The 16,718-nt window shown below is 47.3% G+C and carries 14 protein-coding genes; 4 read left to right on the forward strand and 10 right to left on the reverse strand.

What is annotated here, in order from left to right; all coding sequences use genetic code 11:
• Positions 1-316 precede the first annotated feature (316 nt).
• Positions 317-1,198, forward strand: a complete 882-nt coding sequence (locus PXY01_RS08995; protein ID WP_127569446.1) for a CPBP family intramembrane glutamic endopeptidase — start codon at positions 317-319, stop codon at positions 1,196-1,198.
• 63 nt (positions 1,199-1,261) lie between these two features.
• Here the strand turns inward: PXY01_RS08995 and PXY01_RS09000 are convergent, their stop codons facing one another.
• Both PXY01_RS09000 and PXY01_RS09005 read right to left on the reverse strand, forming a co-directional pair.
• Positions 1,262-2,671 (reverse strand): DHA2 family efflux MFS transporter permease subunit, encoded by a 1,410-nt coding sequence (locus PXY01_RS09000; protein ID WP_127569448.1) that lies wholly within the window; start codon positions 2,669-2,671, stop codon positions 1,262-1,264.
• A 9-nt stretch (positions 2,672-2,680) separates the two neighbouring features.
• Positions 2,681-3,241 (reverse strand): TetR/AcrR family transcriptional regulator, encoded by a 561-nt coding sequence (locus PXY01_RS09005; RefSeq protein WP_127569450.1) that lies wholly within the window; start codon positions 3,239-3,241, stop codon positions 2,681-2,683.
• Positions 3,242-3,575: 334 nt separating this feature from the next.
• Between PXY01_RS09005 and PXY01_RS09010 the strand changes: the two genes are divergently transcribed.
• Both PXY01_RS09010 and PXY01_RS09015 read left to right on the forward strand, forming a co-directional pair.
• On the forward strand, positions 3,576-4,238 hold the full coding sequence (locus PXY01_RS09010; protein WP_127569452.1) for a MerR family transcriptional regulator: 663 nt from the start codon (positions 3,576-3,578) through the stop codon (positions 4,236-4,238).
• Between the two features lie 34 nt (positions 4,239-4,272).
• On the forward strand, positions 4,273-4,716 hold the full coding sequence (locus PXY01_RS09015; protein ID WP_127569454.1) for a toxin-antitoxin system TumE family protein: 444 nt from the start codon (positions 4,273-4,275) through the stop codon (positions 4,714-4,716).
• Between the two features lie 88 nt (positions 4,717-4,804).
• On the opposite strand, the gene PXY01_RS09020 is transcribed toward PXY01_RS09015, so the two are convergent.
• The 4 genes from PXY01_RS09020 to PXY01_RS09035 form a co-directional block, all read right to left on the reverse strand.
• Positions 4,805-5,347, reverse strand: a complete 543-nt coding sequence (locus PXY01_RS09020) for a cupin domain-containing protein (protein ID WP_127569455.1) — start codon at positions 5,345-5,347, stop codon at positions 4,805-4,807.
• 166 nt (positions 5,348-5,513) lie between these two features.
• Positions 5,514-6,530 carry a cytochrome d ubiquinol oxidase subunit II gene (locus tag PXY01_RS09025; protein ID WP_127569457.1) on the reverse strand — a complete coding sequence of 339 codons (1,017 nt, stop codon included), beginning with the start codon at positions 6,528-6,530 and terminating at the stop codon, positions 5,514-5,516.
• 11 nt (positions 6,531-6,541) lie between these two features.
• Entirely contained in the window at positions 6,542-7,876 is a 1,335-nt protein-coding gene (locus PXY01_RS09030) for a cytochrome ubiquinol oxidase subunit I (RefSeq protein WP_127569553.1), read from the reverse strand.
• A gap of 157 nt (positions 7,877-8,033) precedes the next feature.
• Complete coding sequence (locus PXY01_RS09035; protein ID WP_127569459.1) at positions 8,034-8,570, reverse strand: CarD family transcriptional regulator; 537 nt, start codon at positions 8,568-8,570, stop codon at positions 8,034-8,036.
• Between the two features lie 130 nt (positions 8,571-8,700).
• Here PXY01_RS09035 and PXY01_RS09040 point away from each other — a divergent pair, with 130 nt between their 5' ends.
• Complete coding sequence (locus PXY01_RS09040) at positions 8,701-9,129, forward strand: MarR family winged helix-turn-helix transcriptional regulator (RefSeq protein ID WP_127569461.1); 429 nt, start codon at positions 8,701-8,703, stop codon at positions 9,127-9,129.
• A gap of 44 nt (positions 9,130-9,173) precedes the next feature.
• On the opposite strand, the gene PXY01_RS09045 is transcribed toward PXY01_RS09040, so the two are convergent.
• The 4 genes from PXY01_RS09045 to PXY01_RS09060 form a co-directional block, all read right to left on the reverse strand.
• Positions 9,174-10,994 carry a DUF2357 domain-containing protein gene (locus PXY01_RS09045; protein ID WP_127569463.1) on the reverse strand — a complete coding sequence of 607 codons (1,821 nt, stop codon included), beginning with the start codon at positions 10,992-10,994 and terminating at the stop codon, positions 9,174-9,176.
• On the reverse strand, positions 10,978-12,969 hold the full coding sequence (locus PXY01_RS09050; RefSeq protein ID WP_127569465.1) for an McrB family protein: 1,992 nt from the start codon (positions 12,967-12,969) through the stop codon (positions 10,978-10,980). Before PXY01_RS09050 ends, PXY01_RS09045 begins: the two co-directional genes overlap by 17 nt.
• Before the next feature lie 12 nt (positions 12,970-12,981).
• Positions 12,982-14,043 carry a coiled-coil domain-containing protein gene (locus PXY01_RS09055; RefSeq protein WP_127569467.1) on the reverse strand — a complete coding sequence of 354 codons (1,062 nt, stop codon included), beginning with the start codon at positions 14,041-14,043 and terminating at the stop codon, positions 12,982-12,984.
• Positions 14,044-14,414: 371 nt separating this feature from the next.
• Entirely contained in the window at positions 14,415-16,700 is a 2,286-nt protein-coding gene (locus PXY01_RS09060; RefSeq protein ID WP_127569469.1) for a glycoside hydrolase family 3 N-terminal domain-containing protein, read from the reverse strand.
• Positions 16,701-16,718 lie beyond the last annotated feature (18 nt).

Here is a 16,718-nt window from a genome sequence, read left to right on the forward strand (position 1 = left end):
TATTTAGGTCTTTCAATTACTTGCCTCCACCTCAAACGTGCACATCAACTCTATATACCATTTATAAACCAGTATATGGTATATAAATATTCACAAAACCTAGAATTAAGGATTATGCTTAGAATTTCCCTTGAAGCAGGCTCTTAGTATCGAACTGAGTTGAGCTCTCGCTAGTGTCTGCCTCATCAGCATATGGTTAATCTTAACAGATCATACATATAGTCATATACGAATCATGACTAAAGTGCACTCTCTTACTATGACTTTTTCAGCTTATACTCATTAACATCAAACCATTAAGGAGCTGAAAGATAGCATGACGAATCGTTTTGCGCGCCATGAGGCGCAGCAAACCAACGGGAGCAAAAGTACATGGAGCCGAATCTGGCGCTTTCCTCTCGTTTGGATGATCGTAGGGTTACTGAGTATCCTGGTCGTGAATGATTTATTTTACCTGCTGATAGAGCCGGCGGAGGGGATTGCCTCCCTGCTCTTATACGTAGTGCTATGCTTAATCGTAATCGCTATTTATAAGCTTACAATGAAGTATCTAGCCCGACAATCAACTCCAGAGCTGTCAATAGCACGCGCAGGCAAAGAGGCCGGACTAGGGGCGCTAATCGCAATCGGTCTCATTGGCGCTGCTACTCTTATTATCACTGCCGCTGGAGGCTACTCCTTCCAATGGGCCGATGCGGATATAGACGTTGTTATCATTTCCGCTATAGGTGCCTCTTTAGGCGCATCCATTGTTGAAGAGCTGGTCTTTCGTGGTCTTGCGCTTCAGGCTATTTCAAAGCTGGCGGGAAACTGGGCAGCTCTCGCTGTAACCTCCCTATTCTTTGGAGTTGCCCATCTTGGAAATCCAGGGGCAACCCTATGGGGCGGAATCGCCATTGCGATCGAGGCAGGTATTCTGCTTGGTGCTGCCTTCATGTGGCGAAAGAACCTGTGGTTTGCCATGGGGCTGCATTTTGCCTGGGATTTCGTTGATTGCCTGCTCGACTTTCCTGTCTCGGGACACGATGTGGGCGGTCTGTTCACGAAAAATTTGAAGGGAGATATCCTTCTTACAGGAGGTGAATTTGGACTCGAGGCCTCCTTTATCACGGTTATACTCGGACTTCTCATTGCCATTCCGATGCTGATTAGCGCAGCCCGGAAACGGGCATCTCAATCCCCGAAGCAAATTGGATGACCCTTTTTTCCCATTGAACATAGCAAAAGACCGCAAAATTGCGGTCTTTTGCCCTTCATTTGATTAATGAGCAGAACGGCTGTTTTGAATAAACAGAGAACAGATTAAGCCCACGATTGCTACAATAAGTACCGGAATCATCGCATGATTGACACCGTAAGCCAAAAACTTATGCGGTTCATTAGGACCGTGCTCTGCAATATATCGATTCTGGGCCGATGTAAATACGGTAATCGCAACTGCCGTACCTGCGGCGCCAGCTACCTGCGTCAATGTATTGAGAGCAGCGGAGCCGTCGGCATATAGCTTAGCCGGCAATGCATTCATCGCATTCGTCTGAGACGGCATAATCGCCATCGATACTCCTAAGAAAAAGACACACAGAATCGCAACGATTTGCCATACTGGCGTTGTAGACGAAATTGTAGCTAGGAACAGAATCGACGCAATCGTAATCAGCGAGAAGCCGATGCGCGTAAATATTGTGGCCCCTACTTTATCGAAGTTCGTCCCTACAATAGGCGCCATAATAATGTTCAGTACGTTACCTGGCAGCATCAAGAGACCCGCTCCAATAGCAGTGTAGGCCAATACGCTTTTCAAGTAGAGCGGAGTCAAGATCGCCACCGACAGGATCATAAACATCGTGGCGAACATCATCACGACGCCCAAGGAGAACATGGGATACTTAAACGCCTGTAAATTAATCATCGGCTCAGCCATTTTCAACTGGCGGATTATAAACAGCAGTAACGCAATAATCCCCACGACCAACGGCAGCCACACTTGAGGGTCCGAGAACGAAATTTCGGCCATCGTAGCCAACGCATACACAATGCCTCCGAAAGCAATCGTCGACAGCAGCAGCGACACCAAATCGATGCTCGGCTTCGTAATGGTCGAAGTGTTCTCTACCTTCGAAGCACCAATCAAGAAGACAACTGCATATAACACGATCATAATCCAAAAAATATAATGCCAGCTCGAGGAGCTAATAATAAGACCTGCAATTGTCGGGCCTAATGCAGGGCCTGTCGTCAAGACCAGACCAACGATACCCATTACGGCGCCGCGTTTGTGAATCGGGAAAATCATAAGTACAACGCTAAACATCAACGGCAGGAAGATGCCTGTTCCAAGGGCTTGTACCATACGTCCAATCAGCAATACTGGAAAAGCAGGGGCTATCGCTCCTAACAAAGAACCGATTAATGAAAAGCATAATGCGCTAATAATTAATTGACGTGTCGTAAACCAACGTACCAAATAGGACGACAACGGAACCAACACCGCTAATACTAACAGATAGCCTGTCGTTAACCATTGGGCCGTACTCGGACTGATCTCGAAATCCTCCATGACTTCGGTTAAAGCCATGTTCAATGCCGTTTCGCCGAACAAGCCGACGAATGCACCGAACATCAATACGAATGCAATTAATTTGGGACTTTTCACCTGCACATGAGCGTTCATGAGTAACTCCTATTCTGTCTTTAATATGCGGCCTAATTGCTGTGAAATCATTCGAAGCGGCTGACTGGTCTTCTTGGTCAATGAAAGCATAATGCCGCCTTCCAGGGTCGCAATAATGAACAGTGCATGCTGTCTGGCCTCATCCGTCGACATGCCTTCCTGTTCAAGCTTGCGGGCTATAATGCGTTCATAATTCTCGTATACTCGCTCACATGCTGATCGAACATTTTCGCTTAGTGCACCCATCTCGCTAACAATGCTTGTAAACGTGTAGCTTGCGATTGTGCCCTCATTGTCGTACAGCTGAATCAGCTTATCCAGCACCACCGAAAGCGCTTCTTGAGTACTTCTATTCCCTCCGAAAATACTCTCCATGTCCTGTACAATCACTTGGCCTAACGCTTCCAGACATGTGACAAGCAGCTGCTCCTTGCCCAAAGGAAAGTAATGATAGAATGCCCCTTTGGAAATATCGCATGCCTGTAGCAGCTCGGAAAGCCCTACCCCCATATACCCTTTCTTCTGAAATAGAGCAGTAGCTACTTCAATAATGTACGTTTTTTTGTCCATACCATTATCCTTTCACCAGACCAACCGGTCTGACTACTACTATAGCAAAATAATTCGTAATAATTCAAACTGTTTTTTATGTAACTTGCTGTGGTTCTATCATTAATTCAATAGATTCTACTCATTTTATCCAATTAGTATAGGAATCATTCTTATTATTTTGTATTCTATATGCCGCTTTCTGCATGTGCCAGTACAAATTTTCATGGCTAGAATCACTTCGTATAAAAATGTTCATATTGGTTAGACTTACATGCATAGATTGGTTGTAGATTTTAGTTGCAGTTTTATTGCAGTTTGAGGTTGTGATTTGTATAATAGGAGGTGTAAGCCTATGCCTAAAGAGGTGAAGTTAATGTCCACCGTTTTGGATAGAGAAAAGGTCCGACATTTTGGTGCATTAATCGAAACAATCGAATCCATGGAAGATAGCGAGAAAATTGCTTTAAATATTAGTGATTTTAAAGCATTTTTAAATGTCATGCGGGATTATGCAGTGATGACTCACTTAAGCGACTCAGATTCGGAAATCGCGACTGCTTTGTCATGTGTAGCAGACTACGTCGATCAAGCATCTACTGAAGTCACTAAAGCCAAGCCAACATTTTATAAGACAACAAAACTCGCTGAAATCTTTGACGTTTCAGTTACTGCAATTAATAAATGGATCGATGAGGGCAGATTTATTGGGTATCGTCGCCCTGAACCAGGAAAGCATGCACGAATACCCCATTTTACACCCTTCCGCCTGCGAGATGGGTCTGTTGTTCCGTTGGGTAAACTAATTGATGAATACTCGGGAAATCCCGCTGCTTCATTTGCTGATGATGATGAACGTCAATTACTCCATAACGAGCTGCGTCGACTACAGGATAAATACGAAACATTGTCGTATGATGAGGCATTCGGTGGACGTGTTTTATCGCCCAGCGAGGAAAGTGATGCGTCATGGTGGAATTTCTATGAGAGAAAGCTGAGCGAACTGAATAATGGTTAATTATGAGCACTGGGCAGTAAATAGAGACCAGAAGATGCCTGAAACCGACTTTGATTACATCGCCAATCAGTTCGCGGACATCATCCAAGGGGAAGTAAAGCCCGGTAATCACGATGGAAGAGACGGGTGGCCGCAGGTTCGAAAGACAATCACTCTTCAGGATGGTCTCGGAGTGCTCGAAGTAAACGAATACATTGATAGAAAAACAAGAACCATTGAAAAGTTTGAATATAACTGGAACTATACTCTCAACCGTCAATGGAAATTTCATTACGATACGTATCATCCAAAAAGATACTGGACAGATACGATTCATTATCATCAACACGATGAGCCTTCTCCAAATAAGTCCGAACAAGATCGAATATCTAATTTTCGAATGAGAGACTTACTACATATTCTGGAGACCATCCGCATAATTAGACGGATCACTATCGAACAAGCTAAGTTCCAGCAGGAAACTCAATTGCTTAAATAAATAAAATAAGGATTAATATTCTTAATAGACTCAGGGCACCCCACGGGGTGCCCTGAGTTCCTCTACTTTTCCGTTTATCCAATTCTCATTAGCTTCCGGAGGCCATAGCATCAGCCTTTGTTATATGAACCGTGCCATGGGGATGCTGAGGCGGTGCGTAAATGACATATACCTTGAGCGGCTTGTGGCCCGTGTTCGTGACGTTATGCCATTTGCCAGCCGGTATCATTATGGCATAGTCATCGTATGCGTATGCCGTAAAGTCTAATCGGTCCTTCGCATCCCCCATCTGAACCAGCCCCTGACCTTCTTCAATCCGTATGAATTGATCTGTTGTCGGATGCACCTCAAGACCGATGTCATCCCCAACAGGGATACTCATCACGGTCACTTGAAAGTGTTTCCCCGTCCATAGAGTCGTTCTGTACGTCTTGTTTCGTCTCGCAGCCTCAGCGATATTAATGACGTATGGCCTTGGTCCATAATCTTGTATGGGTGTCTTACCTGGCGGATATAAAGGGTATCCATGCTGAGCAAACGGATATTTCACATGAACAGAAGGGTAAACCGCCATATGCCCGTTCGTATAGTATGGATGTCCATAAGTAACAGGAGCCGCATGATAATACATCGGAGTCACTCCTTCCTGGGATGTTAACCATACTATGCCCAAGGTAAAAAGGACGTTCTAAAGGATGACCGCAACCGTTAAATATAACGAATCGCGGATAGCAATAGAAGCAAAGCGATTCCAAAGCATATCCGCATCAGCCACCGATCCTGGCGATCGAAGGAATTCATGACGTTCTCCCCTTTACATAATTAACATTGAATAGAAACAACCGAAGCAGAAGCGTCAACGCAGGTATCAGCAGACAAAGTCCGGCCACGAACGATACGACTAACGCCCTGCCCATAACCGGATTCGTAGCGCTGCTTGCAACCGTTAGATACGGGTACAGCAAATAAGGAAGATGCGAGATGCCGTAGCCGAAGAAGGCGAATGCGAATTGAAGCATAACCATAACAAACGCCGTTCCGTATTTTCGTCGCTTCCATATTAAATAGCTTGCAATAACAAAACATACCAGCGACAGACCGAATAGCCACCAGTAATGAAGCATGTTCCGGAAATGCTCCTGATTGTGGTTGCGCAGTGCAATGAAGATAAATAGGCTGGAGACGATCGTCGGCGCGCCCCCCATTAGCGCAAAGGAACGAAGCCATTCCAACGCCCTCTCGTCTTCCGCATGGTCAGCGTAATAGGTCAAGAACGTCGAGCTGATAAACAGTACGCTCGATATTGCCAGCAGTACGACAGCCCAGGAATAAGCGCTAAAGAACAGCTCATCCATCAGCAGCGACACTTTATTACCCGTAACGGACAAAAATCCTCCTTCAGATATGGTAAACACTGTCGATAAGGATGCCGGAATAAGCAATCCCGTCGCGCCATAGGCAAGCAGGTACAGGTTACTCTTCCTTGCGCCATAATTCGCGAACGCATAGAATGATCCCCGTACGCTCAGAAGTACTAGCGCGATGCTTCCGGGGATCAGCAAGGCTGTTCCATAGTAATAAGCCGTATCAGGAAAAAAACCGACGATACCTACAAAGAAGAACACGAGGAACACATTTGTCACTTCCCATACCGGCGACAAGTATCTTGAAATGACAGGTCCAATCACGGTGTCTATACCAATTATCCTGCCGTAGTAAGCATAAAACCCAGCTCCAAAATCGATAGATGCTACTATCAGATAGCCGTATAGAAAGACCCATAGCACCGTAATCCCCAGTTGCTCAATTGACACCGAAACGCCCCCTATAAAATAATTCTACGTTCCTCAAGCTCAAGCTCCGCCGGCTTATTGCGAAACAGCTTGCTTAGAACAAGCAAACAGACAATACCTAGTAAGAGGTACAATGCGGCGAAGAGCCAGAACGTGAAACCGACGTTGGAACTAGTCGTAGCCGCATCGGATACGCGCATGTATCCCCTTAGAATCCACGGCAATCTGCCCACTTCCGCGTAGAACCATCCGAGCTCTATTGCAAGCAGAGAGAACGGCCCCCCAGCAAGGATCGCTCCGAGCACCCAGCGATTATAAGCATTCCTGCTTTTCATCCGGGACAAAACGAGAAACAAAACGGGCACGGCCAGCAAATAAAAGCCGATGCCGACCATCGCATCGAACAAATAGTGGACGTACAGCGGCGGCCATTCGTCCTGCGGAAAATCGTTCAGTCCGATCACGGTACCGTTAGGATCATGGGTGGCAAGCAAGCTCAGCATATTAGGAATTTTTATGGCCCCCGTAACTTCGTTCGTATCGGGGTGAAGCCGTCCGCCAATAATAAGAGAAGCTCTGTTGCTAGTCTCAAAGTGCCATTCAGCCGCAGCAAGCTTCTCGGGCTGCTCCTCCGCAAGGAAGATAGCAGACAAATCACCAATCCAGATCGTAGCTGCCGCCAGAATCAGACCAAGCTTCATATTAAGACGGATAGACTTTCTGTTGTAGTCGCTTATTCTTCCTCTCAGCATAGAGAACGCTGCGATCATCGCCAATACGAAAGCAGAGGTTAAATAAGCGGAAGACAGTACATGGGCAACCTTAGAAGGTGTGGCTGGACTGAACATAGCCGCAAGTGGATCGAGATGCGTCAGCATGCCGTTCTCTAGCGTAAATCCTTGCGGCGTGTTCATAAAGCTGTTTACCATCGTGATAAATACGGCGGATGCCGATGATCCGATAATAATCGGAAGGGTCAGCAGCCAGTGCAAATAAGGATTCGAGAATCGATTCCATGTATAAAGGTAGATACCGAGAAATATGGCTTCAAAGAAAAATGCGAACGTTTCCAGAAAGAGCGGTAAACTTATTACATTGCCAGCGAATCTCATGAAATTGGGCCACAGCAGGCTAAGCTGCAGACCGATACACGTACCGGTAACGACACCTACCGCCACTGTGATGACGAAGCCGCGAGTCCACCTCCTGGCCATAAGCGAATAGTGCGAATCATTTTTCCTAATTCCAATCCATTCGGCCACGGAAATAAATATTGGAATACCCACTCCAACCGTTGCGAACAAGATGTGAAACGCAAGCGTCATTTCTGTCAATCCCCGGCTCCAGTCCAACGAGTTCAATGTCAGCACCCCTTTATCCATCCTCGATCCTCGACAACCACCGAGGTAACGCTTCTTTCCCTTGCATATCGTTCCACGGACTGCCACAAATATACAACAAAAAACGACCGTCTCCGGTTAACACCGGTCAACGGTCGCTTCGAACACGCTTGGAATAATGGGCTCACCTTCCTGAATGACTCAGCACTCGCTCTTCACTGTGAAAGACAGCCTCGACGATACGGTTAACTCGATCCAATATGGCATCGTAGGTCGTGTCTAATGAAATAGCGATCTCATTAAACAAGATCTGTTGAGTGGAGTTCAACATATTCTGATCTTGTTGATTCAGCTTCTTATGGTTGGATTGAAGCTTATGCTTCTGACGCATTAAAGTATTAATAACCTTCGCAATTTCCTTCCGATCCCCTGAATTCAATATATTCGAATAGGTATGATTCCGATCCGAGCTCTTATCTATCCATTCCACACCGGGAGACCTGAAGGATTCTATGATGACCTCCGCCTCATCCCTTTCAATAAGATCCAGCATGAGTATCGAATCGTTATCGACCGGAATGCTGATCTTTAACCCAGCGGAACGCAGCGGATGCAAATCGTAGTAATGTTTTGAAACCCCGGAAATCGTTTTCTCGCTTATCCCATCGATTCGGCAAATTCCATGTGCTGAATATATGATTAGACTACCCACTTCAAACATTGCTGTTGCCCCCTCGATATCGTCAACTAAGATGACAATTTAGTTCTATTATACACCATTGTCAACCTAATTGACAATGAACGGACGCTTTTTGTATATTGAATGGAGATATGCGGAAAGCGGTGAGAGAATGAGTTCCGAATTACCAGACTTAAACTTGATAGACTTAATAAGAGAACGTCATGTTATGCTGCGCAGCCTGACCAATCGATTGTGGAATGAAAATCATGACCTGCACATCTCGAATTCAGAATGGTTTATTATGGCGAGAATCTACAAGAAACAGCCCACCATATCCTATGTCACCAAGCATGTAGACATTTCGCGGCAGGCTACTCATAAATTCATTAAAAGTCTGGAGTCCAAGGGACTAGTCGAAATAAGCAAGGCACAGCATAACAATAAAGATAAATGCATACGCTTAACCGAGTTCGGTGAACAATGCTATGAGAAGAATGCGATTATTAAAGCCTCGCTCGAAGCCAAAATCGTCGAGTCGATCGGGAGCGAGCGGGCAGCCCTGCTGAAAGAGCTTCTACAATCCGAATGGGGATTATAAAGAGGACTGCTGTCACTTCAGCAGTCCTTTCGTTCGAATTCAGCTTATTTGGAATTGCCTGCGAATGCTTCGCTATCCTGCAGCAGCTGCTGAAGGATTCGTTCAAACTCGCCCGTCACATGCGCATTCGAATTCCCTGGGGTCAGAGGAATGAGCCGCAAGCTGTGATCGACCGATGAGCTCGGACTCTCTTCGCGCCCTTCTTTGACCGGATAGAACGCCCATACCTCGGCAACCGGACTGAGCCGTTGCAGCGGCTTATTATTGAGTCTGTCCTCCCCATATAGGAAGCTAGAGCGACTGTCACTATATGCAATCAACTGGTTCATCTCGCGAGTGCGAGCGATCGTATTCACCCTATCCTTCTCCCAGAAGTTATGGCGCGGGCGATACTTAAAGTCTATCATAATCGATCCGCAATATACTCCAGCTCGATAGACATCCAATCGTCCATCCGGACGGTTATACTGCTGGCGAACATAGAGCGGATGCACGAACAGCTGCGTCTCTTTACTCGTTAAAGGCACAACGCCGTCGTAGACGAAGTGAAGCTGAAGCTCACCCTTTTCTAGAATGACTCGCTCCCCTGCCGGTAAAGATGGAATCAGCATCCCCTCTCCATTGAAGTGTAAATTGTAAATCCAGCCGCGAACGGGATTAAACTCCAGCTTCTTCTCCAAAATTCGCAGCAGCTCCACATAGCCCCACATTTCATAAAGCTTATCGGTGCGCTTCCATTGATAGGAATACATCGGGTCTAGCATAATTTCCAGCTCATCCTGCTGGAGCTCCCGATACAGCATATAGATGGAGCGGTACCGGGCATCCTTCGTCAGCACATAGGGCACGACGGTGAGCGGCTTCTCCTGCAGCTGGTCATACCAGTGGGCGGAGGTAATAAGCTGAAAGCCAATCTTCATCCGCTGCACCATGTCCAAGTACTGCTGGAGCTCATCGAGCACCTTGCTCTTCTGTTCGAGTACGATCTTCGTACTGGCCTGATAATCGAATTTTTGCAGCTGCTCGATCTCCCCTTGAAGAGCCGATGCATGCTGCTCGACAGAAAGCACGAAGTCATTCAACACTAAGATGAGTTGTCTGACAATATGCTTGATCCATATATTCTCAGGTAAATTATAGTCAATCGTACGAACAGGCACCTTCAGAAAGCCTTTCATCTCCGGATGCTTCAGCCGATGCCGCACCGTCTCCTCGTCGACGACGTTCGCCCGATCAGACCGGACGATGTCATACTCCTTGCGCGTTCGGAAGTTGACCTTCGTGTACAGATCGCTAAGCGCAGCCATCACATTCGGAAAGTGATTGGAGATGATCATGAACTGCATTAGCAGCCTTGGGGGGAGCGATTTGCCAAGCTGCTGGCCCTTGGCGAACTGCTTGCCAATAAAATCAAACGCCAGCCCCCTAATCACATCCTCCAGCTGATCCCGCATAATGTTCAGCTGATGCGTTGATATCTGCTTCGGCTGTATCGCGAAGGGAGCATACCACACCTTATCTTCGCTCTCGACCCGGATCTGATACGTCCCCGGAATTAATGGATAATAGCTTTCGTCAAAGAGGGAAATGCTTCCTTCATTCGGGAAGAGGAAGGCCTCTCCCCTCTCATCGAACTCCACCCCGCGGTAAGGGATCGTCTCCAGCCCATACATATAAAGTCTAGCGTTATCATCAGATGACTTAAAATCGATTGTGATCTTCAGATTCTCAACAAGCACAACCGAAGGGTCATCAATATGCTCATAGAAACCGTGCTCATTGTCATAAAACCGGCGTACACTGTGGTGCGTATTGCCTACCTGAAAGGAGAGCTCAAACGGGAGCTCATTAAATGGTGTAGCCATTAATTTTCAACTCTTTCGCTTTGTGAATCAGTGCATTTCTCGTTTCGGTAAAGTCAGAGATGTCCTTGTACTCATTCAATCGCTCGACGAGTTTACTGCCTACTAATTCACCGCTCGCATCCACCTTGCCAATCAAATCCCGAAGCAGTCCTTCCGGACCTCTCAGCTTAGTCAGAATACGCTGCACCACTTGAATGTCCAAAGCTTCCCGCCTCGTAATGTAAGGGTTGTCCGGCAAATTCCGAATATACATATCAATCTGACGAACAACGCGAGGACCAACGCCAAGATTTTTATTCGACTCTTGAAGCGTCCGATGCAAGATCCAGAAAAACTCCGCTTCCCGATCACTTAGCGTAAAGCCTTCCGTCTGACGGAATTTGCTGTATTCCTCGAAAGAGTACGCCGTCTTCCGACCCTGAGGCTTACGCTCCTTTTGACCTAAGTTTTTCAGACCTGCATAGGGCAAAATATCAAGCGATATGACATTGGCCCGATCGAGCACCTTATCCGAGAAGTGATACGTGGACTCGTCAATATTAACCGTTCCTACGAACATAATGTTCTCCGGAATCGTAATAACAGGCTCATATTGAGCCGTGTTATACAATCGGCCCGTCAGATCGTCATTGTACAGCCGCAGGAACCGGCGCTGCGGGTCCATCTCAAGGACAGACAAGAACTGCGAGAAGTAATGCTCCACCCGGGCCAGGTTCATCTCATCAAAGCAGATCAGATAAAGCTTACTCTTACGGTTCTCTTCCTTCTGCGCCTGAATCAAGGTGTTAATCAGCCCCGAATCGCCAGGACGGTATACCATGTTCATGGCATCAACATATCCGATCAGATCGGAATCATCGGTCCAAGAAGGCCGCACCGGGATAATGACGAATTGATCATCATCGAGCCCCAAAGCACGCGCGTACGCCTGAACGAGCTTGGATTTCCCTGTCCCGCTCATTCCGGCAATAATGTTGAGCGTATTCGATTTCATAGCCGTATGAAAATTGAACAGATCCTTCTCGGAATATTGCAGACCAAGCTCTCTCGTCACTTGAATAAAATGCTCCATGAACCGAAGCTCCTCGTTATCCGAGGAGAGCATAGGTTCAGGCGCTTCTTTGGCCGTCTCCTTCAGTACAACAGATGCTGCAGCTGGAGCAGACTCTGGTTGCTTGATTTCCACAGGCTTCTCAGGAGCCACCGCAGCGGCGACCGCCAAACCAGCGTCCTGCAAGCTATCGAGTGGAGCTGCTGCTTCTAACATCGTGCTCATACTCTGATAAATACTTAACGGCACGAACATAAGAGTCGAGTTTTCCGACGTGCTATAGCAATCCTCTAACAAATCATCCTCAAATTCCGTTACCTTCAGCTGTCCAGCTATATTTAAACAGTATCCTCCATGGGCATACTGATGCTTGTCGAATTCACCAATGAGACTATATTTATCCTTCTGCTTCCAAATAATAAATTGTGGAGTATCATTCGCTTCCGTCGAGATGCTCTCGATTCTGCCTACAAACTTACCGTTTAACAATTTCTGAATAAAATCGTCGTAGGAAATATCATGTTGCTCCGCACTGAATACAGGAACAGGAATGAATGTCGTACCGTCTACGTAGCTGTCCGACTTCCGAATCAGCCGCACCTCTTTGCCGGCATAGATCTCGTTATGATTCGGAAGAATCTTCTTCTGCGGCCGGAATATGAGCATATAGTCGTTCAAAAACCGTTCCAGCTTATCCTTCCGCTCATCATCAGGCCGAAAATAATCATCCTCGAAGCCGTATCGGGTCAGATCGCTCGCATAACAGGTAAACAAATTTGCATTGGGGAATCCATACGGGGTTTCAGAAATGAGTCTCACAAAAAATTGCAGCACGTTCTGCGAGTTAATAATAATTGGCCGTCTCTGTAGATCTTCTTCCGTTGCCAATATTCCTACAAAATCCAAATTCCAATCTTTATTCATGCTGTCGTTCCCTCACTTTTTATTGATGTACGATTGGAGTTCTACCAATGTAGCAAATTCTTTAAAGCTATTGTCCTTGCAAGCATTGCGCAGCCTTCTTTGCTTGGAAGGTGAAATTTGAAACGATAACATCCAAATCTCCTCGGCCTCTACGCTGCGTCGAAGAAGGTCCTCAATCTGATTATTGCTGACCAATTCAATATCAAATTTCGGTGTGTCTAGGATCGATTCGTTAATATATTCGCCTACCAGTACAACCTTCATGGGACTTAGTGTCGGACTAGCTGGCTGAGCCGGAGGCTGAATGATTTCTGCTGTCTTCATCTCAGCCTGTTCTGTCAAGCTTGTGACCTCTTCTTGAAGCTGAATCACTTCTGCTTGCAGCTTAGCGATTACAGCCTCCTGCCAGGCAGCTTGGCCGCTTGTATGCTCTAGTTCCGTTCTTAATGCTTTTATTTCTTCTGTATAACCCTTTCGTTCCTTCTTCCATTCCTGTGCCTCAGTCTTCCTCTTCTCTCGAAGCTCCTTCAATGCGGCCTCAAGCTGTGCTGCCTTGTCCTTCGCCTGAGCAAGCTGTTCTTCCAGCTCTCGAACAATTGGCTCCAAAGACGGGGCAGCTGTCTCGATGACGGCCTGCTCTTTCTCCTGGTCATGCTGAGAATCGGCCTGCGGCTCGTTCTCGGCCATAGTTTCTTGTTCCGAAATCGTTTGAAACAGAGCTTCTGCCAGTGCCAGCTGCTCCGCCTCCCCCGTTATAAGAGCCAGAAGCACATCTGCAGGGCTATATTTCTTCGTATCTATAAGCTCCAAGAGCTCATCCTGCTTCTTCTCTCGAAGCTCCTTGACGACCTCTTCGGTTAATGTATTAAGGACCTGTTGGTACAGCCCCACTTTAAGCTTCACGGTCTTGGCCGGTTTCTGCAGTTCATGAATAACCTGAGACCGAACCTGCTTTATATTGGCTCTTGTGATCTCACGAAAGCCTTTTACTTTACAGTCCGTAACATTAGCTAGATCGTATAATGCTGCTGGTTCCTGCTGGGTCAACACCCATTTCATCATAGCTTTGTTCACAATTTCATACACCTCTTTGTCTCAATATGCCTAATATCTTCCTATTTTATTGAATTTTCAGACTATTAGTGGCAAGCATTGGAATTATTTCATCATCTCTCCCTCACGGTTGCCTATTCTATTCTAGCACGAAAAGAGGACTGAATGCCTATCAGCAAACATACATTCTGTGAAGATACATAATTCAGCAGATACTAGGGGTACAGCTGAAAGACCCGGAGGTTCAATTCCACCTCAACCTCGCATTAAAGGTCAATCGCCTAGTTAAAGCCCGCGGAGAATAACCCCCTTCCGCCGCCGAACAATAGCTGAACAAGGCTGTCGCTATACATATAAAGGGAGCTGTCGCACAGCGACAGCTCCCAGCTTCTCTACGGCGTATTCAACGACAGTGCAACCGGCAGCTTGCCGCGTGCTTCTTGATTCCCCAAGATCACATTTAAGCCCGCCGTGATATTCGGTTCTACGGCACCGTAGACCGCTATCATATTTTGTACATCATGAAGATACATCTGCTCATAAGGATTGCCAAGAGAAAGCAGTACATACGGCTTTGAGGCCGCGTTCAAGGCATCAATGATCACCTGATAGTCCGACCAGTTATAACTGCCCGAGGTACTGCGGAAGTCATTCGTTGCTACGATGAAATAATCCGCTGTGGAGAGCAAGGCTTGAAGCTCACCAGTCGTTACCGCACCTTGGACAGCTGTATTTACGCTGACCTGCTGCGGAAGACCAAGCTCCTTCAATTTACTCTTTATAAGCTGTGCCTGTGTGGAAGCAGAGGTGACCACCGCAATAGTGCTGCCAGCCTTTACCGGAGGATGAGGAAGCTGCCCGTTCTCCGCCTTCGTCAAGGTAACTGCCTCTTCCGCGATCCTCCGCTCTACGGCAAGATGCGATTTCGATCCAACGATACCCTTCGCCTGCTTCAGCTTCGTCTGCAATGAATCGGATGGCTCGAACAGTCCATATTTATGCTTTAGCTTTAATATGCGCTTGACCGACGTGTCGAGCTGCTGTTCGCTCAGCTCTCCCTCATGGACAGCCTTTACGATAGCATTGAATACTCCCGTTAAATTTTGCGGCATTAGAATGATATCTACCCCTGATGAAATGGCACGCACCGCCGCCTCCTGTTCTCCAAAATGCTCCGCAATGGCATTCATCGTGAACGCATCAGAGATGACAACCCCTTGAAAGCCCATCTCTTCTCTCAGCAATCCCGTTACGACCTTCCTCGATAAGGTGGCGGGCAGACTAATCCTTGTGCCATCCTTCTTGGAAATTACCATCTCATTCTCAACCGCTGGAAAAGCGACATGGGCAGTCATAATCATATCTACCCCTTGCTTAATCGCTTCGCGAAACGGCTTAAGCTCTACTTGCTCCAGCCGCCGGCGGTTGTGAGCCACGACGGGCAAGCCTAGATGGGAATCAACACTCGTATCCCCATGTCCGGGAAAATGCTTCGCCGTCGCGATAACCCCCTCCTGCTGTAAGCCCTTCATAAACGCCGTTCCCTGTTCGGCGACAAGCTCAGCATCGGACCCAAAGGAACGAATCCCGATGACAGGGTTTGCAGAATTGACGTTCACATCCAGCACCGGCGCAAAATCTACATTGATGCCAAGCGATAGAAGCTCAGCCCCTGTGACCTTTCCCGCTTCAAGCGATAAAGCCGCATCACCAGCCGCACCGAGCGCCATTGCGCCGGGAAGATTAGTACCGTCCGGTATTCTTCTCACGACACCGCCCTCCTGGTCGATGCCGAGGAATAGAGGAATGTCACCGGAAAGCTTCTGCAATTGATCATTAAAGGTGGTCAGCTGCTCAATGCCGGTAATATTTTTCTCGAATAAAATGAGTCCGCCCAGCTTATGGTCTTGAACCGTTGATGTAATACCCGCATGAACCGCCGTTGTCGGCTTGTTGTTCCATGTACGAATATCAGGCATCAGCATTTGTCCTGCTTTCTCCTCTACCGTCATCAGCGATAATAGAGCATCCCAATTATCAGCCTCGATAGCCTGCGCCCGCTTAAACTGAATGACTCTGGACAAGAACACAGCATATTCCGCCCGGTTCACAGACCGGTTCGGCATGAACGTACCGTTCGGATATCCTCCTGCTAAGCCATTGGAGGTCAGCACTTGTATAGACGACGCTGCCCAATGCTCCTGAATGTCCCGGAAGCTTAGCTCGCGATCCCCTTTCACAAGCTCATATGCACGAGTTAACATAGCCGCTGTCTCCGCACGGCTGACCGGCTCGTCTGGTCTGAATGAGCCATCAGGAAAGCCCCCTGCCAGCCCTTTATCCGCGGCGATCATAATCTCCCGGTGGAACATATGACTCTTCGGCACATCGGCATACCCCGTCTGCAGAGCTGGAGATGCCTCTGGATATAGCTCGCGCACCAGATAGGTCACCGCTTGCGCTCTAGTGATCGAATTCAAAGGCTTAAACTTTCCGCCGCCGTAACCGGCCACCGTCCCTCTATCCGCCAAATAATATATGCCATCTGATGCCCAGCCGGCTTGCTGCAAATCGTTAAAACGCTGACCTGCGGCTGCGGCAGAAGGATTTGTATTCAGCAACAACAACAGCAGGCTCGCTAAGCCTACCGCAAAACTCATTCTTCGCCAACTATTCAACGTTCTAATCCCCCGCTT

Source organism: Paenibacillus xylaniclasticus (genome assembly GCF_004001065.1).
Lineage (GTDB): Bacteria > Bacillota > Bacilli > Paenibacillales > Paenibacillaceae > Paenibacillus_T > Paenibacillus_T xylaniclasticus.